Source organism: Collinsella sp. HCP3S3_D1 (genome assembly GCF_052064015.1).
Taxonomy (GTDB): domain Bacteria; phylum Actinomycetota; class Coriobacteriia; order Coriobacteriales; family Coriobacteriaceae; genus Collinsella.
The window spans coordinates 25,909-48,746 of the sequence record NZ_JBQHWK010000009.1; the positions used below are offsets into that span (position 1 = coordinate 25,909).

Annotated in this window: 23 protein-coding genes, 1 other RNA gene and 1 pseudogene; 6 read left to right on the forward strand and 19 right to left on the reverse strand. The window is 61.1% G+C overall.

Annotated elements, in window-relative coordinates; genetic code table 11:
* Positions 1-16: 16 nt before the first annotated feature.
* The 11 genes from ACTNDJ_RS04360 to ACTNDJ_RS04410 all read right to left on the reverse strand — a co-directional run bounded on the left by ACTNDJ_RS04360 (position 17) and on the right by ACTNDJ_RS04410 (position 9,664).
* Positions 17-1,159, reverse strand: a complete 1,143-nt coding sequence (locus tag ACTNDJ_RS04360; protein WP_441063152.1) for an aminotransferase class V-fold PLP-dependent enzyme — start codon at positions 1,157-1,159, stop codon at positions 17-19.
* Positions 1,156-1,407, reverse strand: a complete 252-nt coding sequence (locus ACTNDJ_RS04365) for a DUF3343 domain-containing protein (RefSeq protein WP_154515347.1) — start codon at positions 1,405-1,407, stop codon at positions 1,156-1,158. The genes ACTNDJ_RS04360 and ACTNDJ_RS04365 overlap by 4 nt, the downstream gene beginning before the upstream one ends.
* A 19-nt stretch (positions 1,408-1,426) precedes the next feature.
* A complete protein-coding gene (gene yedF / locus ACTNDJ_RS04370) occupies positions 1,427-2,053 on the reverse strand; it encodes a sulfurtransferase-like selenium metabolism protein YedF (RefSeq protein ID WP_441063153.1) in 627 nt (208 codons plus the stop codon).
* Positions 2,054-2,113: 60 nt separating this feature from the next.
* Positions 2,114-3,163 (reverse strand): selenide, water dikinase SelD, encoded by a 1,050-nt coding sequence (selD, locus tag ACTNDJ_RS04375; RefSeq protein ID WP_441063154.1) that lies wholly within the window; start codon positions 3,161-3,163, stop codon positions 2,114-2,116.
* A gap of 84 nt (positions 3,164-3,247) precedes the next feature.
* On the reverse strand, positions 3,248-3,688 hold the full coding sequence (locus ACTNDJ_RS04380; RefSeq protein WP_441063155.1) for a BadF/BadG/BcrA/BcrD ATPase family protein: 441 nt from the start codon (positions 3,686-3,688) through the stop codon (positions 3,248-3,250).
* 7 nt (positions 3,689-3,695) lie between these two features.
* Entirely contained in the window at positions 3,696-4,046 is a 351-nt protein-coding gene (locus tag ACTNDJ_RS04385; RefSeq protein ID WP_427794463.1) for a 2-hydroxyacyl-CoA dehydratase, read from the reverse strand.
* Positions 4,047-4,162: 116 nt separating this feature from the next.
* On the reverse strand, positions 4,163-5,233 hold the full coding sequence (locus tag ACTNDJ_RS04390) for a sulfate/molybdate ABC transporter ATP-binding protein (RefSeq protein WP_441063157.1): 1,071 nt from the start codon (positions 5,231-5,233) through the stop codon (positions 4,163-4,165).
* A 3-nt stretch (positions 5,234-5,236) separates the two neighbouring features.
* Complete coding sequence (gene modB, locus ACTNDJ_RS04395) at positions 5,237-6,718, reverse strand: molybdate ABC transporter permease subunit (protein WP_441063158.1); 1,482 nt, start codon at positions 6,716-6,718, stop codon at positions 5,237-5,239.
* A 115-nt stretch (positions 6,719-6,833) separates the two neighbouring features.
* A complete protein-coding gene (gene modA, locus ACTNDJ_RS04400; protein ID WP_441063159.1) occupies positions 6,834-7,706 on the reverse strand; it encodes a molybdate ABC transporter substrate-binding protein in 873 nt (290 codons plus the stop codon).
* Between the two features lie 205 nt (positions 7,707-7,911).
* Positions 7,912-8,391: a MogA/MoaB family molybdenum cofactor biosynthesis protein gene (locus tag ACTNDJ_RS04405; RefSeq protein ID WP_441063161.1), complete on the reverse strand. Its 480-nt coding sequence runs from the start codon at positions 8,389-8,391 to the stop codon at positions 7,912-7,914.
* 10 nt (positions 8,392-8,401) lie between these two features.
* A complete protein-coding gene (locus ACTNDJ_RS04410) occupies positions 8,402-9,664 on the reverse strand; it encodes a molybdopterin molybdotransferase MoeA (protein ID WP_441063163.1) in 1,263 nt (420 codons plus the stop codon).
* A 210-nt stretch (positions 9,665-9,874) separates the two neighbouring features.
* Between ACTNDJ_RS04410 and ACTNDJ_RS04415 the strand changes: the two genes are divergently transcribed.
* Together ACTNDJ_RS04415 and ACTNDJ_RS04420 are read left to right on the forward strand one after the other, a co-directional pair.
* Positions 9,875-11,296: a chloride channel protein gene (locus tag ACTNDJ_RS04415; RefSeq protein ID WP_441063164.1), complete on the forward strand. Its 1,422-nt coding sequence runs from the start codon at positions 9,875-9,877 to the stop codon at positions 11,294-11,296.
* A gap of 87 nt (positions 11,297-11,383) precedes the next feature.
* On the forward strand, positions 11,384-12,346 hold the full coding sequence (locus ACTNDJ_RS04420) for a diacylglycerol/lipid kinase family protein (protein ID WP_441063165.1): 963 nt from the start codon (positions 11,384-11,386) through the stop codon (positions 12,344-12,346).
* 33 nt (positions 12,347-12,379) lie between these two features.
* On the opposite strand, the gene ACTNDJ_RS04425 is transcribed toward ACTNDJ_RS04420, so the two are convergent.
* From ACTNDJ_RS04425 to ACTNDJ_RS04440, 4 genes are all read right to left on the reverse strand, one after another.
* The gene (locus ACTNDJ_RS04425; RefSeq protein WP_441063167.1) at positions 12,380-12,760 is read right to left on the reverse strand and encodes a peptide chain release factor family protein; all 381 of its coding nucleotides are present in this window, start codon (positions 12,758-12,760) and stop codon (positions 12,380-12,382) included.
* Between the two features lie 83 nt (positions 12,761-12,843).
* Entirely contained in the window at positions 12,844-13,422 is a 579-nt protein-coding gene (locus tag ACTNDJ_RS04430) for a xanthine phosphoribosyltransferase (protein WP_441063168.1), read from the reverse strand.
* Between the two features lie 58 nt (positions 13,423-13,480).
* Positions 13,481-13,768 carry a hypothetical protein gene (locus ACTNDJ_RS04435; protein WP_427719684.1) on the reverse strand — a complete coding sequence of 96 codons (288 nt, stop codon included), beginning with the start codon at positions 13,766-13,768 and terminating at the stop codon, positions 13,481-13,483.
* A 141-nt stretch (positions 13,769-13,909) separates the two neighbouring features.
* Positions 13,910-15,193: an O-acetylhomoserine aminocarboxypropyltransferase/cysteine synthase family protein gene (locus ACTNDJ_RS04440; RefSeq protein WP_427719685.1), complete on the reverse strand. Its 1,284-nt coding sequence runs from the start codon at positions 15,191-15,193 to the stop codon at positions 13,910-13,912.
* A 229-nt stretch (positions 15,194-15,422) separates the two neighbouring features.
* On the opposite strand from ACTNDJ_RS04440, the gene ACTNDJ_RS04445 reads away from it, so the two are divergent.
* Positions 15,423-15,869, forward strand: coding sequence for a C-GCAxxG-C-C family protein (locus ACTNDJ_RS04445; RefSeq protein ID WP_441063170.1), 447 nt, complete (start codon positions 15,423-15,425; stop codon positions 15,867-15,869).
* A 67-nt stretch (positions 15,870-15,936) separates the two neighbouring features.
* Here ACTNDJ_RS04445 and ACTNDJ_RS04450 read toward each other — a convergent pair whose 3' ends face one another.
* The 3 genes from ACTNDJ_RS04450 to rpsA all read right to left on the reverse strand — a co-directional run bounded on the left by ACTNDJ_RS04450 (position 15,937) and on the right by rpsA (position 18,800).
* Positions 15,937-16,575 carry a YigZ family protein gene (locus tag ACTNDJ_RS04450; RefSeq protein ID WP_441063172.1) on the reverse strand — a complete coding sequence of 213 codons (639 nt, stop codon included), beginning with the start codon at positions 16,573-16,575 and terminating at the stop codon, positions 15,937-15,939.
* A 355-nt stretch (positions 16,576-16,930) separates the two neighbouring features.
* An RNA gene (gene rnpB / locus ACTNDJ_RS04455) (RNase P RNA component class A) lies at positions 16,931-17,292 on the reverse strand.
* Positions 17,293-17,633: 341 nt separating this feature from the next.
* Positions 17,634-18,800 carry a 30S ribosomal protein S1 gene (gene rpsA / locus ACTNDJ_RS04460; protein ID WP_154515317.1) on the reverse strand — a complete coding sequence of 389 codons (1,167 nt, stop codon included), beginning with the start codon at positions 18,798-18,800 and terminating at the stop codon, positions 17,634-17,636.
* Between the two features lie 313 nt (positions 18,801-19,113).
* Here rpsA and ACTNDJ_RS04465 point away from each other — a divergent pair, with 313 nt between their 5' ends.
* Positions 19,114-19,872, forward strand: coding sequence for an HAD family hydrolase (locus ACTNDJ_RS04465; protein ID WP_441056167.1), 759 nt, complete (start codon positions 19,114-19,116; stop codon positions 19,870-19,872).
* Between the two features lie 87 nt (positions 19,873-19,959).
* On the opposite strand, the gene ACTNDJ_RS04470 is transcribed toward ACTNDJ_RS04465, so the two are convergent.
* Positions 19,960-20,349, reverse strand: coding sequence for a hypothetical protein (locus ACTNDJ_RS04470; protein WP_441063173.1), 390 nt, complete (start codon positions 20,347-20,349; stop codon positions 19,960-19,962).
* 298 nt (positions 20,350-20,647) lie between these two features.
* Here ACTNDJ_RS04470 and trpS point away from each other — a divergent pair.
* Both trpS and ACTNDJ_RS04480 read left to right on the forward strand, forming a co-directional pair.
* Positions 20,648-21,697: pseudogene (gene trpS, locus ACTNDJ_RS04475) on the forward strand (tryptophan--tRNA ligase).
* Between the two features lie 136 nt (positions 21,698-21,833).
* A complete protein-coding gene (locus ACTNDJ_RS04480) occupies positions 21,834-22,697 on the forward strand; it encodes an HAD-IIB family hydrolase (RefSeq protein WP_233540280.1) in 864 nt (287 codons plus the stop codon).
* The last annotated feature ends 141 nt before the right edge of the window (positions 22,698-22,838 follow it).

The following is a 22,838-nucleotide window of genomic DNA, read 5'->3' on the forward strand; positions in this document are numbered from 1 at the left end:
GGCGCAGAAGGTTGGTCTAATCGCAGCTCAAATCACGCAAAGCGTCAATCGCGGTGTCGACTTCCTCGTCCGTGTTGAAATACCCAAACGAGAAACGAACGACACCCTGACGCTCAGTCCCGAGCGCGCGGTGCATGAGCGGGGCACAATGGGCGCCGGGGCGCGTCGCAATCCCCCACCCCTGCATGAGCGCGTCCGAAATCTGGGCAGAGTCGATATCACCCACGTTGAGTGAGACGATCGCCGAGCGCACGGGCTGGTCAAAGGCACCGTAGAGCTTAATCCCCGGAATCTCGCGCACGCCGGCAAGGAAGCGCTCTGCAAGCGAGCGCTCGTGCGCCGCAATCGCCTCGACCCCACCCTGGGCCTCGATAAAGTCGAGACCGGCAGAAAGGCCCGCGATACCGTGACCGTTGAGCGTGCCCGCCTCAAGGCGCGTGGGCCACTCAAGCGGCTGCAGCGCATCGAAGCTGTGCACGCCCGTGCCGCCCATGGCCCAGGGCGCCACGTCAATGCCTTCCGCCACGGCCAGGCCGCCGGTGCCTTGAGGTCCCATGAGCCCCTTGTGGCCGGTAAAGCACACGACATCGAGCCCCATGGCGTGCATATCGATATGCGCCGTACCGCCAGACTGCGAGGCATCGACGATCACCAGCGCACCTGCCGCATGGGCCATGGCCGCCACGCGCGCAATGTCGACCGCGTTGCCGGTCACATTGGAGGCGTGCGTCACCACCACAGCGCGCGTACCGGGCGTGACCAACCGCTCGAGCTCGTCGTAGTCGAGCACGCCGTTCGCGTCGCAGCCCGCATGCTCAACCGCCACACCCCGCTCCGCCGCCAGGCGATTGAGCGGGCGTAACACCGAGTTGTGCTCGAGCACCGTCGTGACCACACGGTCGCCGGGGCGCACCACGCCACAGATGGCGGTGTTGAGTGCAGCCGTGGAGTTGGGCGTAAAGCACACATGGTCCGCTCTCGGGCAACCCAAAAGGCGCGCGAGCTTGGCACGGCAACCGTGAATCGTACGAGCCGCATCGAGAGCACCCGACGTGGCGCCGCGCCCGGCATTGCCGAGCGAGCACATCGCCTGCGTCACGGCATCGATGACCGCCTGCGGCTTGAGCATGGTCGTCGCCGCGTTATCCAGATAGATCATCGCACGACCTCCCACATGTCAATCACCGTAAAGCCCTCGGTGGGAACACCAGCTGCGGCAAGCTCGGTGCGCAGCAGTTCCTCATCGGCAGGCAACGCCTTCCACGCCAAGCCGCAGCCGGCAGCGACCTCCCCGGGCACGGGAATCGTGCGCCCGGGAAGGCCGCGCTCGATGCATAGGGTCTCGCAGCCCATGGCGGCCGCCGTGGTGGGAAACGTGATGACAAGCGCCGGGCGCTTCTCCCTCATGGCAACTCCAACCAATACGCTACGGGCGCACGACGCGCACGGCCTGCTCCATCTTCTCCACGATCACGTACATGTTGGTGACCTCGCCCACCGCAAGCTGGTCTTTAATGCCAAAGTGGTCCAGGCAGGTACCGCAAGTGAGAATCTCGACGCCCTGCTCGGCCAGGCCCTTCAGGTCATCGAGCACCGGCGAGCCCTCGACGGTGAGCTTGGCGCCGCCGTTGTAGAACAGCATGGTCGCGGGCAGCTCCTCCTGCTGCGTCACGGCAAAGATAAACGCCTTCATGAGCTTGTGGCCCAGCTCGTCGTCGCCGCGGCCCATGCAGTCGGTGTAGACGGAAATGACGAGCTTGCCCTTGCCGGCGCTGGCATCACAGAAGGCAGCACCGTCCTGCTCGGGGTCCGCAACGGCCACGGCACCGGCGGTCGCCACGGTCACGTGCCACTCGGCGTCAGAAACCTTCTCGACCGAGGCCGTGCAGCCCTTCTCCTGCGCCATCTTGGAGATGTTCTTGACGGCGGTCTCGTTATCGACCGAGGTCACGACAACGCCCTCGCCATCGAGCTGCTTGAGCGCCTTAAGCGTCTTGACGACGGGCAGCGGGCAGGCATCGCCCGTGGCATTGACTTCAATCTTGGTAGACATAGCATTTCCTTTCGAAAGAACCGTTCTAGAGAACGGTAAACAGTTACATAAACGTGCGGGCTAGCGGACAACGTGGACGGCAGGACCGCCTGGCACCGGCTCGCACACGCGACCGACGACGGAGGCGATACGTCCTTCGGCATGCAGACGGCGCGCAAGCTCATCCACATCGGCAGCGGGTGCCGCGATAAGCAGGCCGCCCGAGGTCTGCGGATCGTACAGCGCATCCAGCATCCCCGGCTCCAGACCATCGTCGACTGCCACGCGCGGGCCAAAAAAGTCCTGGTTACGGTAGGCGCCGGCAGGGATAATGCCAAGGCGTGCCATGTCGAGCACCTGGTCAAAGAGCGGCACCGCCCCCGACACAAGCTCAATCTGCACGCCCGAGCCCTCGGCCATCTCGCACGCATGTCCGATCAGGCCAAAGCCCGTGATGTCGGTGCAGCCATGAAGCTCGAGGTCCTCGGCCAGACGAATCGGAGCCTCGTTGAGGGTCCGCATCGAGTCAAACATGGCTGCGGCCTCGTCCTGTTCGATGAGCTCGCCCTTAATGGCCGTAGTGATGATGCCCGAGCCGATCGCCTTGGTCAGCAGCAGAACATCGCCCACGCGTGCGCCGCTGTTGGCGAGCATACGGTCAAGCGCGACAAAGCCACTCACGGACAGGCCGTACTTGGGCTCGTCGTCGTTGATGGTGTGGCCGCCCGCGATGGCACAGCAGGCCTCGACGCACTTGTCGGCGCCACCCGCCAGAATCTGGCCGGCAACCTCAACGCCCAGGCAACTGGGTATGCAAAGCAGGTTCATGGCATGGCTCGGCCGTCCACCCATGGCGTAGATGTCCGACAGCGAGTTTGCCGCGGCGATCTGGCCAAACAGGAACGGGTCATCGACCATCGGTGGGAAGAAGTCGATGGACTGCACGAGGCCCAAGTTATCGCCAACGCGGAAGACGCTCGCATCGTCGGAAGTATCGAACCCCACGAGCAGGTTGTCGTTATGCACATTGGGTAAGTCGCCCAGGACCTGGGCGAGGGCTCCAGGAGCCAACTTAGCGGCTCAACCGCTCGCGGCAGTCATCTGCGTGAGCTTCATGAGATCGTCAGCCATCGATACCTCCTCTCATCGGTCAATCAGTTCCTCCCAGTATACGCATGACGGCGCCGAGAGCGGGCAATTTATCGCACCGGCCCCCTACGCGAGCGCCTGGGCTCGAATGGCCGCGCCGATGGCACCGGCAAAGCGGGCCTGGGGCGAGGTGGTGACTGGCGAGCCCACCAATGCGCCAAGACGCTCGACGACATAGGCGTTTTCGCACAGACCACCGGTCAGATAGTACGGGGCGCCCGCGGCTTGCGAGGCCATGGTCGCCACACGTGACACGACGCTGTCGATCACACCGCGGGCAATGTTCTCGCGCGGCTCGCCGCGGCCGATCAGGCTAATGACCTCGCTTTCGGCAAACACCGTGCACATGCTGCTGATCTTGGTGGGCTCGCCGGAACGCGCCAGGTCGGCAGCCACGTCATAGCCAGCCGCTGCCAGTGCCTCGCGCAGCCGCTCGGAAGCATCGACCGAGGAGAACCCGGTTGGCTGCACGCAGGTCCACGTCACCGAATCCACCCCATCGACCACAGCGGCCTTAGCCGCCGTAGAAGCCCTCGAGCTCCTCCTTGAGCAGGCGGCACTCCTCGTACCAGCCTTCACGCTCGTAGGCGCGGTCGCGACCCTGAGGAAGATGCAGAATGTGCGTGCGCTTAAGCTCCCCCAGCAGCTCGTACATCTTCTTCTTGCCGTCGCAGGTGGTCTCGCCGATGATCATGTCGCTAAAGTACGTAAACGGGCACTTTTGCGAGTAGGCAAAGCCGTACGTCGACTTGATGAACGGGCAGAGGTTTGACGGCAGCACCTTCTCGGCCTCGGGAATCACCTCGTCGGACGTACCGCACAGAGCCACGCTTGCAGCCCCCGCGGCATCGTCGTACGACAGCATCGTGTGCCGTCGTTTAATAAATTATTATCTTGATTGATAAGAGTTTGTCATCCCTCATTCGGCGAACGGCAAGACAAAGCCGCCGAGGCTTATATCCCCGACGGCATTACCCGGCGCTATCGACAAACCAAATGAATCCTGCTCGCATCAAAATGCATGCGCAGCGTCTCGCCTGCTTGCGGTAGCTCGTCGACAGGTACGCTCACCTTGTTGACCTTCCACTGCAGACGCGTTGGTGCATCGGCCCGCGGCGCATCCAACAGCACCAGGCGCTCAAAGCGCGAATCGCTCACACGGGCCACGTGCAAATCATAGCTATTGCGGCCCCGCTCGGCACGGTTGTCAACATGGAAGTAACTTGCGCGAATGCCCAGGTACACCACATTATCGGGAACCTCGCGACCCACGTTAAAGGTCATGCCCCAATCGAGCGCCTCAACTTCTTCATCGCCGATCTTGCGCGCCCGGCTAGTGTTCTTGCAGCCCGTCAAGCGCAGCGCCGCCAGTGTCTGCGGACGGCGAACCACGTCCTCGACAGAACCGATCTCCTCGACGCGCCCGTTATGCATCACGCAGATGCGCTGGCAGAGGCGGCACGCTTCGTCGATATCGTGGCTCACGTAGAGCACGGTGCGGTTACAGACGTCGAACAGGTCGAGCATGTTCTGCTCGAGTGCGCTCTTAAGATAGGAATCGAGCGCGCTCATAGGCTCGTCGAACATAAAGATGCCCGGATGCGCCGCCACCATGCGGGCGAGCGCCACGCGTTGCTGCTGGCCGCCCGAGAGTCGCGCGGGATAGCGGTCGGCAAAATCGGCCAGACCGAAAATGCCCAGATAGCGCTCGGCGAGCTTTTTGCGCGCGGCGGCGTCGCCCGCATCCTTTACGCCGGCGCATACGTTATCGGCCACCGTCATGTTGGGAAACAGCTGATAGTTTTGGAACAGCAGGGCGCATTTTCGCTCCTGGGGCGACAGGTTGATGCCCGCCGCCGAGTCAAAGAAGGTTACACCGTTGACGACGATCTTGCCCTCGTCGGGCGTCTCCACGCCGGCAATGCAGCGCAGCGTGCAGCTCTTGCCGCAGCCCGAGGCGCCCAGCAGCGCCACACGCTCCTCGCCGGCCTCAAGCTGCATGTCGAGCGTAAACCCGGGATAGCGCTTTTTGATATCCAGAACGAGCGACATGGCCTATCGACCTCCCTGCAAAGCGGCGTCATCGCGCATGAGCTCGGCCAGCGCCTCGCGATCGATACGCAAGGCATCGCCGCCCGCCGGGTCGAGCGAATCGCCCCGTCCGGCGAGATCTTTGGCCTGCTTGCGCTCCGCACGGGAAAGGCCGCGCTCGCGGTACTTTTGCGAATGCGCAGTGTACATGTTGATGAACAGGATGACTAGGAAACTAAACACGATTACGACCACGACCCAAAAGAGGGCCACCGACGTATTGCCGCCCATCCACTCAAAGTAGATGGCGATGGGAATGGTCTGCGTGATGCCGGCATAGTTGCCCGCAAAGAACAGCGTGCAGCCAAACTCACCCATTGCGCGGGCAAAGGCGAGCACCGTGCCGGCGGCGATGGAGGGCCAGCCGAGCGGCATCATGAGCTTGGTAAAGATGCGACGCTCGGACCATCCCAGCGTGCGCGCCGCATCGAGCATCTGCGTGTCGAGGCTCTCGAAGGCACCAAGTGCCGTACGATAGACGAGCGGAAACGACACCACCACGGCAGATATCACCGCCGCCGACCACGTAAAGACAATCGAGATGCCGTGCGCGATGAGCCACTGGCCCACCCCGGTCGAGCGGCCAAACAGCATGAGGAGCAGAAAGCCGCAGACCGTGGGCGGCAGCACCATAGGAATCGTAAAAACCGAATCGAGCAGGCCCTTGATGCGACTCGAGGTACCCATAGTCTTCCACGCGGCGAACAGCCCCAGCGCAAAGGAGATCAGCAGGGCAAGGCCGCTCGTTTTTATGGACACCCAAAACGGGCGATAGTCGATGTCGCCAAAGAAGGCTGCGGCGCGCTCCGCCAGCGACGGCGGCACCGTCGTCGACACGTCCGCATACCGCACGAGGGCGGCGTTATCGCTCCACAGGACGCCGTCACCCAAATCTAGCTCGGCATTCGCGGCGTCGGCGGCATTCACTACCGTGTAGTAATCGCCGTTGCCGCCCTTCACCTTAAACTGATAGCGGTAATCGCTCTGCACCAGCGCGTTATCCGAGGTAAAGACCCATTCGAGATTAGAGTCCTCCAGCAACGCACCACCCATGGAGTGCGACTTGTCGAGCCCCACGAGCATCTTCTTGAGCGCCTTTTGGTCATCTGCCTTTGAGATATCGAGCCCCGCGTCTTTGGCGGCATGGGCGTCGAGCCAGACCACGATGCTCTCAGGCGTCGTCACCGTCACGAGGGTCGTCTTCTTGTAGATAGGAAAACGGTAGCCCTCGGGCTGACCCGCAAACGAACGGGCCGTGCCCTTGGCATTGCGCTCAAACGCGTTGAGGCCAAACCCGACGCCATCGATAAGCGCGGAATCTTCGGTCGCCTGGCAGCCATCGGCGGTGGTGAAGAGTGCCTCGGCCCGAGCAACCCCGGGCGGTGCGGTCAGCACGCACAGAACCGCAGCCAGCACGGCGAGCAGGCGAATCGTTTTCCTTGGCACGGGCGACTCCTCAAACACAGGGCAACGGCACGCGGACACGCCGGTTCAATCAAAAGGGCGGGCGATCGCGAGAACGCCCGCCCTCAAGCATATCGTTATGCGGCGATGTTGCGAACTACGCGGAAAGCTCAAAGCCGTACTTAGCCCAAATCTTCTGGGCTTTCTTGTTGGTCAGGCAGAAGTCGATGAACGCCTTGGCCTCGTCGGCGTGCTCGGAGCTATCGGCGACAGCGCCGGGATACACGATGGGCTTGTGCGAGTCCTCGGGGCACACGAAGGTCTCCTCGATGCCGTCGTAGCGGAAGATATCGGAGCTGTAGACAAAACCGGCCACGCAATCGCCCGTAGAGACGTAAGACGCAGCGGTGCCGACCTTGTCGGCCAGAGCCACCTTGTCGGCGAGATCGGGCGCATACTCGCCGTCGTCGCCCTCGGTGCCGGTGTAGAGGCCCACGGAGGCCAGGACCTGGTTGGCGTACTTGCCAGCGGGAACGGTCTTGGCGTCGCCGATGGCGATCTTGCCGTCCAGGTTCGCGACGTCGGCGATGGCCTCGACCCTGGTGTCGGAGCCCTCGGCGCGAATGATCACGAGGTCGTTGACGAACATGTCCTCACGCGTGTCGGCGTCGACGAGCTCGGCGGCCTCGGCGTCATCCATGGTGCCCTTGGAGGCCGTGATGAGTACGTCGACGGCGGCACCGGCGCGCATCTGCTCGACAAGGTCGCCGGAAGCCTTAAACTGCGTGTCGGCAAACGTGGTGCCGGTCTGGTCGGTATAGAGCTTCTGAACCTCGGGCAGGGCCTTCTCGAGCGAGTTGGCAGCAAAGACCTGCAGCTCAACAGCCTTCTTGGACGAAATCTTGGCGGAGCCGGCATCGGAACCAGTCGGCCCAGACGTCTTGCTGCCGGAACAGCCGGCAAGGCCAAGGCCGGCAGCGGCGACAGCGGAAAGTGAAACGAACCCGCGGCGAGAAACCGTATCGAACATGTTCAACCCTTTCGAACGCTACGCCCGGGCACCCCGCCGCAAGCTTTATGCTGTTACTAGATTATACTTTTGCACGAATAGTGTTTGTGATAAATATTTCTCGTCTAATAATTTTCCTTTACCGATAACCACGAGACGGCCCGCACTGTCGCTGCATAAAAAAGGCGGAGCAGCCCGTAAGGTCACTCCGCCGCAGGTAATGCGCTTATTTGGCGTGCCCGCCCCCCGCCGTCATTTGAGCTGCGTGCTCCAGCTGGTCGCTCACGGCCTCCCAGCTTTCGCGGGCCGCTTTCGTTGATCCCGGAAAGTTGATGACAAGCGTATGCCCACGCTGCATGCACACGGCGCGCGAAAGCATAGCGCGGCGCGTCTTGGTCATGGAGTACGCACGGATTGCCTCTGCAATACCCGGTACATCGCGGTCGCAGACGGCACGCGTCGCCTCGGGCGTCACGTCGCGCATCGAAAGGCCCGTGCCGCCGCAGGTGAGCACGACATTGGCGTGGCACTCATCGGCCGCTTCCTCAATGGCATCACCGATCTCGCTGACGTCGTCGCGCACGACCACATGTGAGGCGACCGTCCAGCCCTGCGCCGCGATGAGTTCCTCGAGCGCAGCACCCGCTTCGTCCTGGGCAAGATCGCGCGTATCCGAGCACGTCACAATCGATATCTTCAGCTCCATAGCATTCCTCCTATAGCACCGCGCCCTCAGGCAAGTCGACACGCACGACATCCACGACGTCGCCCGCCCTGAGGTCACACGGGCCTTCGTCAATACGCAGCAGGCAGTTGGCCCGCTGCATCGTGCCGAGCAGCGCCGAATTCTGCGTCTTGGCCTCGGTCACCAACAGCTCACCGGTCTCGGGGTCGCGCAAAACCGTGGCACGATCGAAGAAGCGGCGATGCTGTCGCTTCTTCACGCCGTGTGTGAGCTTCGCCTGCTGCACGGGACGCACGCCCTCGGCAAAGCCGCGCATCTTGCGGATCGCCGGGCGGGCAAGCATCTCAAAGCCCACATACGCCGCCGCGGGATTGCCCGAAAGTCCCAAATATGGCTTGCCCCCAAGCAGGCCAAACGTGATGGCCTTGCCGGGACGCATCGAGATGCGGTCGAACAGCACCTCGCCCTCGCGCCGAACGAGCGCCGTCACATAGTCGTAATCACCCGCAGAGGCGCCACCACTCGTAATGACAAAATCGCAGTCCTGCGCGGCGCGATGCACCAACTCGGCAATCGCCTGCTCATCATCGGGCGCAATGCCGTAGAACACGGGCTCGGCTCCTGCATCGAGCGCCTCGGCCATCAACGCCGACGAGTTGGAGTCGCGAATCTGCCCGCGCGCCGGCACGTTACTCGGTGCGACCAGTTCCGTCCCCAGCGAGATAATGCCCACGCGCGGAGCGGCATGCACCTTCACGCTCGCATACCCGGCACTCGCCAGCAAGCCGGCGCCCGCCGGAGCCACAACCTCTCCAGCGTACATCACGACGTCGCCAGCATGCGCTTCCTCAGCAGCCGATCGAACGTTCTCCCCCACCTTGGCAGGCGCCGAGAATCTCACACGCGAACCCTCGTTGCCGTCACCGTCGAGCACATCGACGATCTCGTACTTCACCACGGCATCGGCACCTTCGGGTACCGGCGCGCCCGTCATGATACGAACCGTGTCGCCCGCGCCGATTGCGCCCTCAAAGACATGGCCCGCCGCCTCGTGCCCCACGACAGAAAGCGTCACGGGCGCATCGGTGGACGCTTTGGCGAGGTCGACGGCGCGCACGGCATATCCGTCCATAGCGCTGTTGGCAAACGGTGAAATGTCGATATCGGCCACCGCGTCCTCGGCCAAGGGAAGGCCGGCGGCCTGCCACACGGGAATCTCGACGAGACCGGTCGGAGCAACGTGCGACAGAACAATCGACTGCGCGTCCTCCAGCGGAATGAGTTTCTCTGCCATATGCACCTCTTAATGCCACAGCGCACAACGGGGGCGCCAATTCTTTATGCTTGTCTCAGTATAATCCCCTGCCGCACGGCGGCGAAACGACCCACGTTCTCGAATACATCTGTCGGCCGCAAGCCGCGAAACAGAACCGAAACCAACCTGCCGGTTTGTCACGTTTGGCACGTTCTATAATGCTCGTGTTGCAACCTAAAAGAGGACCGTATGGCTTTTACCGACAAACCCGAAAGCGCAAACGAGGCGCAGGATCATTCCCAGCCGCTCGACGACGACGGCTTTTTCTCCCTGAACGACGTCATCATGGCAGGCAGGCAACAGCTCACCCGCTCCGAGCATCTCTTGGCTGCCGACACGCGCCGCAATGCCCACAACCTACTCGCGAGCGCTAAGTTGCTCGTACTCGTCGTCATCGTCTCGCTCGCCATGGGCGTTGCCGCTTGGGCGTTTTTGGCCTCGTTGAATATCGCGACCGACTATCGCGAGCACCATACGTGGATTTACGCGCTGCTTCCCGTTGTGGGCGTTGCCACCGCATGGGCGTACAAAAACCACGGTCTTGCCGCCAAACGCGGTAACAACCTGGTCATCGACTCCGCTCTGGGCACACGCCTCATCCATAAGCGCATGGCCGTCCTCACCTTCGTCTGCTCCACGCTCACGCACCTAACGGGCGGATCGGCCGGTCGCGAGGGAGCCGCGGTGCAGATTGGCGGCACCATCGCCAGCAACATCTCAAGCCTCGCCCACCTCAAAAAGCATGACCACCACGACCTCATGCTCGCCGGCATCTCGTCGGCCTTTGGCGCCGTATTCGGCTCTCCCCTTGCCGGAGCTTTCTTTGGCATGGAGATGTGCTTTATCGGCAAGATCGACTACACCGCAGGGATCTACTGCCTGGTCGCCTCGTTTACCGGCTACTTTACATCACTCGCCCTGGGTACCGAGTACGAAGCGAATGCCATCGCCAGCGTTCCCGCCATGACGCCCAAAACGGTCGTTATCGTTGTTATCAGCGCCATTATCTTCGGTCTGACGGCACGCCTCTTTGCCTGGGCGGTTCGAACCGTCAAGAGCCTGTACGGTCGCTTTATCACCAATTACCTCGTTCGCGCACTTATAGGCGCACTCGTGGTTTTGGCTGTCTATGCTCTCCTCGACGCCTGGGACTACGCCGGCCTTTCCACGTGGCTTTCGGGCGCCGGGTTTGCCGGCAACACCACCCTCGCCGACGCCGCCATCAAGCTCGTCGTAACGGCACTCACCCTGGGTGCCGGTTTCCAAGGCGGCGAGGTCACGCCCCTGTTTGGCATCGGTGCGGCACTCGGTGGCTGGATCGGTTGCCTTACCGGGCTCGACCCCAGTTTTCTGGCGGCTCTCGGCATGCTCGGCGTGTTCTGTGCCGGCCTTAACGTGCCCATCACCACCTGCATGATGGCCATCGACCTGTTCCACGGCACGGCCGCCGGGTTCTTTGTCATCGTGGCCTTTATCAGCTACCTCGCCGGCGGACACCGCGGCGTGTACCCTGCCCAGCGCATCATCTCACCCAAGCGCCGTTCGCTTATAGTGGACGAGGGCGGTACGGTAGCGGATGCTATCGAGCGCCACAACGACCTGATAGAGTAGACGTAAGTATTCGCCGTGCAGCCACAATCGGGGGACAATTCGACCCGAGCGCGACCGCACCGTCACGCCATACGCCGGGAGTCGCCCATGCACGCAACTGATTTTGGTCGAACGCTCATCATCGCCAACCCCGCCGCCCAATCGGGTGCGGCGCGCGAAGTTGCCGAGCGCCTGCAACGCTTTTTGGACATGACTGCACGCGCATCCCAGTTTGACCTGGTATTGACCGAGTGTATGGGACACGCCAAGGAGCTGGCCGCACAGGCTCAGGGCTATCGCACCGTTATCGCCCTTGGCGGCGACGGCGTGATCCACGAGGTCGTCAACGGGCTTATGGCACAAAAGGAGGACCCCCGCCCCGCTCTTGCCATCCTACCCGTGGGTTCCGGCAACGATTTTGCCCAAACGCTCGGTATAGAAGATTTCTCCGGCAAGGATTTTGGCGCGCTGCTCACCTGCGAGCTGCAGCGTCAGGACATCGGTCGCATTCGCTCATGGAACCCCGCAAGCGGTAGCGGCGAGGCTTCCGTTGAGTACTACGACCAGACGCTCTCCGTCGGTATTGACGCCGCCATCGGCCTTGGCACCACCGAGCTGCGCAAAAAGACGGGCCTCACCGGCGCTCCGCTCTACACCCTCTCGGGACTTGAACAGTTTGGCCTGCGCTATCGCAACTACCCCATGACAGTCAGCTTTGACGGCGCGCCCGCCGAGCGCGTGAGGGCGATCATCATGGCGATTCAGCTGGGCCCCACCTATGGCTCGGGCTATCGCATCTGTCCCGACGCCGACCCGTGCGACGGCATGCTCGACGTTTGCTACGCCTGCGGCCCCGTTCCGCGTGCGGTCGCGCTTCCCATGTTTCTTTCGGCCAAGGACGGCCACCATACCAAGTTGCCACCGGTTTGCATGCGCCGCTGCCGCCATGCCGAGCTTACCTTTGAGGAGCCCGACTACCCCATCCAGGCCGACGGCGAACCTGTTATCGCCTCGCGCATCGAAGTCGACATCCTACCCGGCGCCCTCCAAGTCTGGCGTCCAACCCGCTAACCACCCCTATTTCACCGCAACTTATCGAGAAGATCACTCCTCCCCGCCCGGCTTGCGGCGGTTGGCCTTTTTAATGGCGTTGAAGTGCTTGTCATTAAGTCTGCGCTGGCGAGAGCGCTGAGGCACCTTGGTCTTTACGCGTCGACGCGGTGGACGCCCGCGACGCTCAAGCTCAGCGTGTAGCTTACGTAAACAGCAGCTACGATTTTGGAACTGACTGCGACTCTCGCGCGCCGTCACGGTAATCCCCGTAGGGATATGTTTCATGCGCACCGCCGAGTCCGTCGTGTTCACGCCTTGCCCGCCCGGACCCGTCGCGCGAAACACCTGCACCTCGCAATCGCGCGCCAGCTCCTCGACCGACATCTCGGCATAGCGCGCATACTCACGCCATCCCATCGTGTTCTCATCCATATCAACACCTCCCCTCATACAAAAAATGTGACAAAGGGACAGTCCCTTTGTCACATCGCATACCAATCGCTTGTGTTACGAGCCTAGGCGAAGGTGATCTCGCCGTTCTCGCAGTCCATATCGGCGATACGGGCCAGGCTCTCAACACGGAAGCCGCGCTCGCGGAGCTTATCGCCACCGCCCTGGAAACCCTTCTCCACCGCAATGCCAATGCCGGACACCTCGGCACCCGCAGCCTCGCAGATCTTGATAAGACCCTCGAGCGCGCATCCGTTGGCCAGGAAGTCGTCGATAATCAGGACCTTGTCACCCTCGGACAGGAAGCGCTTGCCAACGATGACCGGGTACTCCTTCTGCTTGGTAAAGGAATAGATGGTCGTGGCATACTGCTCGCCGTCGAGGTTGATGGACTGCGCCTTCTTGGCAAAGACCACCGGCACGCCGCCAAAATGCTGGGATGCGATGCAGGCCATGCCAATGCCCGAAGCCTCGATCGTAAGGATCTTGTTAATCTCGACATCCTCGAACAGACGGGCCCACTCGGCGCCCATGTGGTCAAACAGATCAACGTCGCACTGGTGGTTGAGGAAAGCATCAACCTTAAGGACATTACCGGCCTTTACGATGCCGTCATGGCGAATACGGTCCTCAAGCTCCTGCATGGCGCAACCCCTTCTCGCGGCAACGATACCGCGCGATTAATAAACGTTGCTCGATAGTCTACCACGGACCGACCCCCGCCCGCCCCACAAGCCGCATCGCACCACAAAGCCGCATCGCCGCACAAGCCGCAAGCAGATACACCGAGCTTACCAGCTGAATGCGATCGAGGCCCACGCCCAGCTCCTTTTGCATCACGGGCAGCGCCACGGTCACGACGGTCGAATCCAGACACACCATAAACGTCATGATGAGCACCGTAAACAGAATCGCCCATTTGTTCTTGCCATGGGTGTCTCCCTCAAGAGCGATGTGTTCGCGGTGCAGTTGCTCTGCGGTTTTCTCCATATCCATCCTTTCGAGTGGCGCAACACAAAAACGGGGCCCCAATCGCCTGCAAACAGTCGCGATTGGGGCCCCGCCTAAGGTATCGGAGCTAAAGGTCGCCGAAGCTTTCTGCCGGCATCGGCGCCTTGCACGAACGCTAGCCTAGCACTGCTCGAGCGCCTGCTCAAGGTCGGCAATCAGATCGGCCGTGTCCTCGAGGCCGCACGACAGGCGCACCATGTCGGCGGAGATGCCACAGGCGATAAGCTCCTCATCGTTCATCTGGCGGTGCGTGGCGTTAGCGGGATGCAGGCAGCAAGTGCGGGCGTCGGCCACATGCGTGGCGATCTGAGCGAGCTTGAGGCTCTTCATAAAGGTCTCGGCCGCCGCGCGACCACCGTTAAAGCCAAAGCTCACAACGCCGCAGGTACCGTTGGGCATGTACTTTTGAGCTAGGTCATAGTACTTGTCGCCCTCCAGACCCGGATAGCTCACGAAGCGCACCTTGGGATGGCTCTGCAGGAACTTGGCAACAGCCAGGCCGTTCTCGCAATGACGCGGCATGCGCACATGCAGGCTCTCGAGCGAGCTGTTCAGGAAAAACGCCGCCTGCGGGTTCTGCATGGGGCCGAGGTCGCGCATGAGCTGAGCGGTTGCCTTGGTAATGAAGGCGCCCTCGCGACCAAACTTCTCGGCATAGGTCACGCCGTGGTAGCTCTCATCGGGCGTGGTGAGACCCGGGAACTTGTCCGCATGGGCCATCCAATCAAACTGGCCGTGGTCGACGATCACGCCGCCCAGGCAGGCCCCATGTCCATCCATGTACTTGGTGGTGGAGTGCGTAACGATATCGGCGCCCCACTCAAAGGGACGGCACATCACGGGCGTCGGGAAGGTGTTGTCGACCATCAGCGGCACGCCGTGGTCATGCGCGGCCTTGGCAAAGCGCTCAATATCGAGCACGGCAAGGGCGGGGTTGGCGATCGTCTCGCCAAAGACGAGCTTGGTATTGGGCTCAAAGGCTGCCTCGAGCTCCTCATCGGTGCAATCGGGGGCAACGAACGTGCAGGTAACGCCCATACGACCCATGGTATGGGCAAGCAGGTTGTAGGTACCGCCGTAGATGGCCGAGCTTGCGACCACATGATCGCCGGCGCCGGCCACGTTAAAGATCGCGAGGAAGTTCGCGGCCATACCCGAGCTCGTGAGCATCGCAGCGGTGCCGCCCTCCATCTCGCAGATCTTGGCGGCAACCAGATCGCACGTAGGGTTCTGCAGACGGCTGTAGAAATAGCCAGACTCCTCCAGGTCAAACAGCTTGCCCATGTGCTCGGACGTGTCATACTTCCACGTGGTGGACTGGTAGATGGGCACCTGGCGCGGCTCCGCATCTCCCGGGTGATAGCCGCCCTGAACACATGTCGTACCGATGGTCTGCTCGCTCATATCTAGCTCCCTTGCCTGGGTTACATTTTTATCCGGTTCACGATACCGCTACCCCGCACCCCTCTCAACCCATCCCCAAGGTAGGTTATGAGACAAATCAACCGGGGGCATTTATCGCAGATTTTGGCATTTATTCGATAGATAAAAATGAGGCATACATGAGGCTTTCGATGAACAAATGCATCGGCAAGGGTACCATAGGCGAGTAACCGTTACCGAGGAGACAACGATGAAGCAAATCGATACTGCCCAGCTCGACATCACCGCCTGTCAGGCTCAGGCTGCCGAATACCACGCCTGCGGCTTTAACTGCGCACAGGCCGTCGCCTGCACGCTCGCACCCGCCGTCGGGCTCGACCCCCAGACTGCCTTTATCCTCACCGAGGGCTTTGGCGCCGGCATGGGCGGCATGACCGAGACCTGCGGCGCTATCTCGGGCGCCGTGGCCATCATGGGCGCTGTAATGAGCGACGGCATGGAAAACCCCAAGACCAAGGGCCAGACTTACAAGCTGTCGCGCGAAATCGCCAAGCGTTTTAAAACGAAAAACACGACGACCGTCTGCGGCACGCTCAAGGGCATCGGATCGGACAATGGTCCGCTCCGCAGCTGCCCCGGCTGCATCGACGACGCCGTCGAGATCGCCTGCGATGTGCTAAAGCAGCTCGCCGAGTAAACGGCGGCAACAGAAAACGACGGCCGGCGGGCGTGGGATTCATCCAAAAGCACGCCGGCCGTCGCCGTTAGAACTCGGCAAATTTGGGAGCGCCGACCTCAATCTCCTCGCGCCCCGCCATAAGCTCGCGCATCTTAGCGCAAAACGGCTCCTGCTCCCCCGCCTTAAACACCAAATGAATCGTCACGGTATCCGCGTAATCGGTATCCGAAACCTTGGCACCCGAATCCTGCGCCAAACGAAGCACCTGCTCATACTGCGGATAGGCCACGTGCACGTCAACAGGCACGACGCTCGTCATCTCAACGACCTGCCCTGCCTCCTGAGCAGCTGCCACCGCCGCCTGCGTCGCCGCGGTATAGGCGCGCACCAAGCCACCGGGCCCCAACAGCGTGCCGCCAAAATAGCGCGTCACCACGCAGCAAACATTTTTGAGCCCAGCGCCGCGCAACACCTCGAGCGTCGGCATGCCGCTCGTGCGGCTCGGCTCACCGTCATCACTCTGACGCTCGCGTCCATCGACCAAAATCCACGCGGGAACATTGTGTCGAGCGTCGTAATGACGCTTGCGAACCATCTCGATGAAGGCATTCGCCTCATCCTCGGATTCAATATGGACCAGCTGGGCAATAAACCGGCTCTTGCGATCCACAAACTCGCCAGAAGCCTCAATATTCGATCGCAGAGTAAAGTAGCTGTCCAACAAAGCCCCTCAACAAAACTAAGCGCGGCAACAAACAGCCTCAATAATACGGCAAAGACAGCACCGTTGTCCTCGCCAACAAGAGCGAAAACGCCAATGATGTCGTCACCAACAGCGAGAACCCGTCAGCGCGAGCAAGGTGCCTTGAAAGACGAGATTGCAACAGAAATGAGGCTGCCGATGACCAGGCAAAAACAGCGAGATGCCAAGAACGGAACCGCCGATGATTCCGTCAACGAAAGCGAGAACCCGTCAGCGCGAGCAAGGTGCCTTGAAAGACGAGGGCATTGACCTTATGGTCATGCCCGAAGGCTTGAAAGGCAGATTGTCGCGCTGACGGGTTCGCAGCGTCAACAAAGTGCCGAGTGGGCCTATAAGCCGGGTTCTGTCGTGAACGGTCATTTATCTTGTCTGCACGTTACCGTGCAGCTCCACGCACGCTACCCGAACGCGGACCGGGCCGGCCCATAGCGTTCCTATTCGCGCTTGCTCCGGATGGGGCTTGCCAAGCCGCCGTGTTGCCACGACGCTGGTGGTCTCTTACACCACCGTTTCAGCTTTTCCCTTTACGCCTTGCGGCGCAGGTGGGAGTCTTCTTTTCTGCGGCGCTTTCCGTCGGATCACTCCGCCCGGCCGTTAGCCGGCATCCCGCCCTCTGGAGCCCGGACTTTCCTCACGCGTGCCGCAAGCAGCACATCGCGCGACCGTCTGGCCCACTCAGCAGTGCAAGAGTGTAACACACCGTTGCCGCAGGCAAAGGCACAACACAAGCGTTCGACACGATATACCAAGAACCATGCCATGCAGTACAATAGGGTTGTCGATGGGCAACGTCGCCAGTCGAGACGCGACCGCGCTCCGCACCCCTCCGTCTACTCGGTGCGTTCCCGCCTCCTCCCCGAGGCGGGATGTCGGCATTTTCATGCACCGACAACCCAATAGCCTGTGAACAGCCCGGACAGCATTGCGCACGAGTAGCATTGCGCACCTCACCGGCAAACGCAAAAAGGGACCCGTCCATTGCGGACGGATCCCTTAAAGCAAGTGATCGTCAAACCGATTTACTCGGCGTCGGTCTCCTCGTCCTTCTTCTCGGAAGGCAGCGGGGTAACCTCGATCTCGACGCCCAGAGTCTCAGCAGCGGACTTCATCGACAGGGAGATACGACGACGGTCGAGGTCGATCTCCATGACCTTGACCTGAACCTTGTCGCCCACGTGGGTGACCTGAGAAGGCTGGTCGACGTGCTTGTTGGCCATCTCGGAGATGTGCACCAGGCCCTCGATGCCCTCGCCCAGATCGACGAAAGCGCCAAACGGGACAAGCTTGGTCACCGTGCCCTCGACGATAGCGCCGACGGGGTACTTCTTGACCAGTGCGCGCCACGGATCCTCGGTGGTCTGCTTGAGACCCAGGGAGATGCGCTCGCGGTTGAGATCGACGTCGAGAACCTCGACCTCGACCTCCTGGCCGACCTTGACAACCTCGGAAGGATGGTTGACGTGGTTCCAGGAGAGCTCGGAGATGTGGATGAGACCGTCGATACCGCCGAGGTCGACGAAGGCGCCGAAGTCGACGATGGAGGAAACGGTGCCCTGGAGACGCATGCCAGACTTGAGCTTGGACAGGATCTCGGAACGCTCGGCCTTACGGGACTCCTCAAGCACGACGCGACGGGAGAGAACGACGTTGTTGCGGTTGCGGTCCATCTCGATGACGCGGGCCTCGATGCGGGTGCCCATGTAGGAGGTGAGGTCCTTGACGCGACGGAGGTCGACGAGGGAAGCGGGCAGGAAGCCACGCAGGCCGATGTCGAGGATCAGGCCGCCCTTGACAACCTCGATAACCTCGCCCTCGACGTTCTCGCCGGAGTTGAACTTCTCCTCGATGCGGTTCCAAGCACGCTCGTACTCGGCACGCTTCTTGGAAAGGACCAGACGACCGTCCTTGTCCTCCTTCTGGAGAACCAGGGCCTCGATGGAATCACCGAGTGCAACGATGTCTGCAGGGTTAGCGTCCTTGCGGATGGACAGCTCGCGGACCGGGATAACGCCCTCGGACTTGAATCCGATGTCAACGAGCACCTCGTCATGCTCGATCTTAACGACAGTACCGTTAACGAGATCGCCCTCATCAAAGTCGGTAATCGTACCGTCGATGAGGTTGTTCATCTCCTCCTCGTTGACATCGTCAAGAGAGAAAATGGACGAGTTCTGAATCTCACTCAAAGGTGGACCCCTTTCGAACTACGGGGCCCCGATTGCTAGGACCTACAGAAGGGTGCGACAAGCACACAACGTTTAGGAACACTCGGGAGCCGACAGATACTAATGTGACGCTTATGCAATCACGTTCGTATAGGTTACGTGGAAATCACTTCGATTTCAAGCGTGAACTGCGATTTTTTACTCGTATGGAGACTTTTTCGCAATCTTGTGAACGACCGTCTCCATAAGTTGACGATAAGCAGTTGAGTATACGGCTTTGGGGTAAAGTATCCGGAGCCCACGTTCTAAACGATTTTTCGAGAAAGGTGCCCGCGTGCTCAAAGCAGTCGTTTTCGATATGGACGAGACGCTTCTCAGCATCAATCTCAACGCGTTTATCCTTCGCTATTTTAAGGATGTCTCGTCAATGCTCGCGGATATCGGACGATGCAGCCGCGGTGGTACGATGGCACGCCTCGGCACCATCCTGGTCGACCTCAACGCCAATCGCCGAAGCGGCACGGACAATCGCACCAATCTTGAGTTTTACCGCACCGAGGTCGAGCGCAGGTGCGGCATCTGCCTCTCGGACCCACTCATCTATGAGGCTTTTACCTACTATGAACGCGAAGTTCTCCCGTACAAGAATGACGATGCCATCAATGCCCACGCCATGCCGGGTGCGCACGCCGCGCTTCAAGCCGTACAGGACGCGGGGCTGCGCTGTGCGCTCTTCACCAACCCCAGCTTTCCCCAAGGGGCCATCGAGTGCCGCATGGGCTGGGGCGAGCTGACAGACGCGCCCTTCGAGCTCGTAACGCACATGGGCAACGCCACGCGCTGCAAGCCCGATGCCACATATTATCTAGGGCAGCTGCAGGTCATGGGGCTCGAGCCACATGAGGTTCTCATGGTGGGCAACGACCCCAAGCGCGATTTCCCCAGCCCCGCCTGCGGCATTCAAACCGCCTATGTGGGCCAAGGAAAGCCCGGCCGAGCCACCTGGCGTGGAACCATGGAAGACTTCGCCCGCGACTTTAACGCCGTAGTAGAAGCCTTCTACGAGCACCAAATAGCCGACGAACTAAGCTAGTCCCCAAATCAGGAATGGGGCGCACGTTTGCCCCACGCTTCGTTACGTGGGCAACGGCTTGAGGGCAAGATGCGATGCCCCAGTGTCCTAGGCCGTGATCATTTTGACGCGTTCGCCGATTTTGGAGTCGCGCCTGTCGGAAATAACAGTAAAGCCCTCCAGGTCGCACACCTTTACATTTGAAAACACGTGGTACTTGGAGCTATCGGCGAGTACGCAACTCGCTTGGGAATTCTGCATCACGATACGTTTTTTGATAGCCTCGGGATAACCTGGCGTCATGATGCCGCGGTCCTCGTCCACCGCATTGACACCTATAAACGCCCGGTCAAAGTACAGCTCGCGCAGCGCGCTCTCAACCATAGGACCGGTGAGCGAGCAGGTAACGGGGTTGAAGTCGCCGCCAATTACCACCACCTTAGCAGCAAGCTCGCCCGTAAACCGACATGCATAGCCGTTGGTGGTGTAGATAGTCACCGGCTTGTCGACGAGCAGGCTCAGGAGCGCCGTCGCGGTGGTACCGGAGTCGACAGCGAGATGAGACCGTCACGCCCGAAGACCCCGCTTTCGCCGCCGAGGAGCGCGCGGCGCACGCGGCCCATGAGGAGCGGCTCGAGCATATCGAGGGGCTCCTTCCCAAGAAGGGAAACGACCCTGCGGGACGACACGGCGAAAACCATCGTTGATTCCGGCAAGAGACGCCGTTTCTCTGGTAGCTTCATCTTCAACCAAGACCGACAATGCCGGCCAGGCACTCAACCCAAAAGGAGACAGCATGCCCAACGAGCTCAGCTATGAGGTCAGCCTCGAGCGCAGCAACCAGATCCGCGCCGACCTGCCGCAGCACCCCGAGAAGTACACCATGCTCACCGGCGACCGCCCCACCGGCCGCCTGCACCTCGGCCACTACTTCGGCACGCTCAAGAGCCGTGTCGAGCTGCAGGACATGGGCGTCCACACCAACGTGCTCATCGCCGACTACCAGGTCATCACCGACCGCGACAGCACCGACAACATCTAGGACAACGTCTACAACATGGTCATCGACTACCTGGCCTGCGGCCTGGACCCCGACAAGACGATGATCTACACGCACTCCGCCGTGCCCGCGGCAAACCAGCTCATGCTGCCGTTCTTGTCGCTCGTCTCCGAGGCCCTGCTGCAGCGCAACCCCATCGTCAAGGCCGAGATGGAGGCCAGCGGCCATGAGCTCACCGGCCTTTTGCTCACCTACCCCGTGCACCAGGCGTGCGACATCTTGTTCTGCAAGGGCAACGTCGTGCCGGTCGGGCGCGACCAGCTGCTGCACATCGAGCTCACCCGCACCATCGCACGCAAGTTCAACAACCGCTACGGCAAGGTGTTCCCCGAGGTCGACGCGCTGCTGTCCGATACGCCGCTGCTGCCCGGCCTTGACGGGCGCAAGATGAGCAAGTCCTACGGCAACGCCATCAACATCTCCATGACCGCCGAGGAGACGGCCAAGCGCATCAAGAAGAGCCAGACCGACGGCGAGCGCATGATCACGTTCGACCCCGAAGCCCGTCACGGTGTGTCCGGCCTGCTCTCCACCGCCGCCATCTGCACCGGCCGCTCCGAGGTCGAGATCGCCGAGGAGATCGGCATGGGCGGCGCAGGCGCGCTCAAGAAGTACGTCACCGAGAGCGTGAACGAGCACTTTGCCCCCATCCGCGCCCGCCGCGAGGAACTGGTCCAGGATATGGACTACGTCAAGGACGTCCTACGCGAGGGCAATCGCCGTGCCAACGAGGTCGCCGAGGCGACGCTCGCCGAGGTACGCGAAGCCATGGGAATGGTGTACTAAGCCATCCGGCTCGCGGAAACGCGCCGCGACACGCGAATGGGCCATCTTCACGTGTCCACGCCTTCGACATAGCCAAGGTCTTACGAGGTGGGCGATAATAAGCCCGCCTCGTTTTTTACGTTGTATGGGGGATTGCATGTACCGACTTGTTGCCAGCGATATGGATGAGACGTTTCTCGACGCCGACCACGCCATCCCGGCGTCCAATCTCCGAGCACTCAAACGCATGAGGGAGCTCGGTGTGCTGTTCGTCCCTTCGAGCGGGCGATGGTATTCCTCTATCATGGACAACTTCTCGGGGGAGGCCCGCGAGCTGATCGAAGACGGCTATGTGCTCTCCTATAACGGCGGCTTCATCAACCGCGTGGGAGACCCCACCCCGCTCACCACCTGCGGCCTTTCCAACGAATGCGCGAACGCGATCTATGCAAAGGGGCTCGAACTCGGACTCTGCATGCACGTCAACGTCGCCGACGGCCACGTGTTCGTGAATGACGCACCCACACGGGAGCGCGACTATCTGGAATCGATCACCGGGGTCACTCATTTTCGCGGATCTGACCATCCCGACCTCTCATTCCTTGAAGGCCGTGGCATCGTGAAGATCCTGTACGTCGACTGGGACTTCGATGAGCTGCAGGAATTGGGCCGCAAGCTCGCGCCGATGGCCGAGCGACTCGGCGTTGACATCACCTTCTCCTCCAAGCGCTACCTCGAACTCATGCCCGCAGGCGTTGACAAAGGGACGGGGCTCACGCGCCTTGCCGATATGCTGGGAATTCCGATGTCCGAGGTCATCGCCGTTGGTGATTCCGCAAACGACCTCTCCATGATCAAGGCGGCGGGACTGGGCGTCGGCGTGGCGAATGTCACCGACGACGTGCGGCCGTATTGCGATGTCGTCCTTGAAACGGCTGGGACTGAGGGTGCGTTCTCCGAACTCATCGAGCGATTCCTTGAACCCCAACGACCACATGTCACTGTGTCTTTCTATTTGTAACCCTTGATTAACTTATGGAGAGGCTGTGTGCTCGTCGGTCTACGACTTGGGTCTCAGAGAATTAGCTATAGGTAACTTAATGAAGGCACAGGCGAATTAAAGACCTTCGACACGAACGTTGCGCCTTCCCTCCCCTCGCGC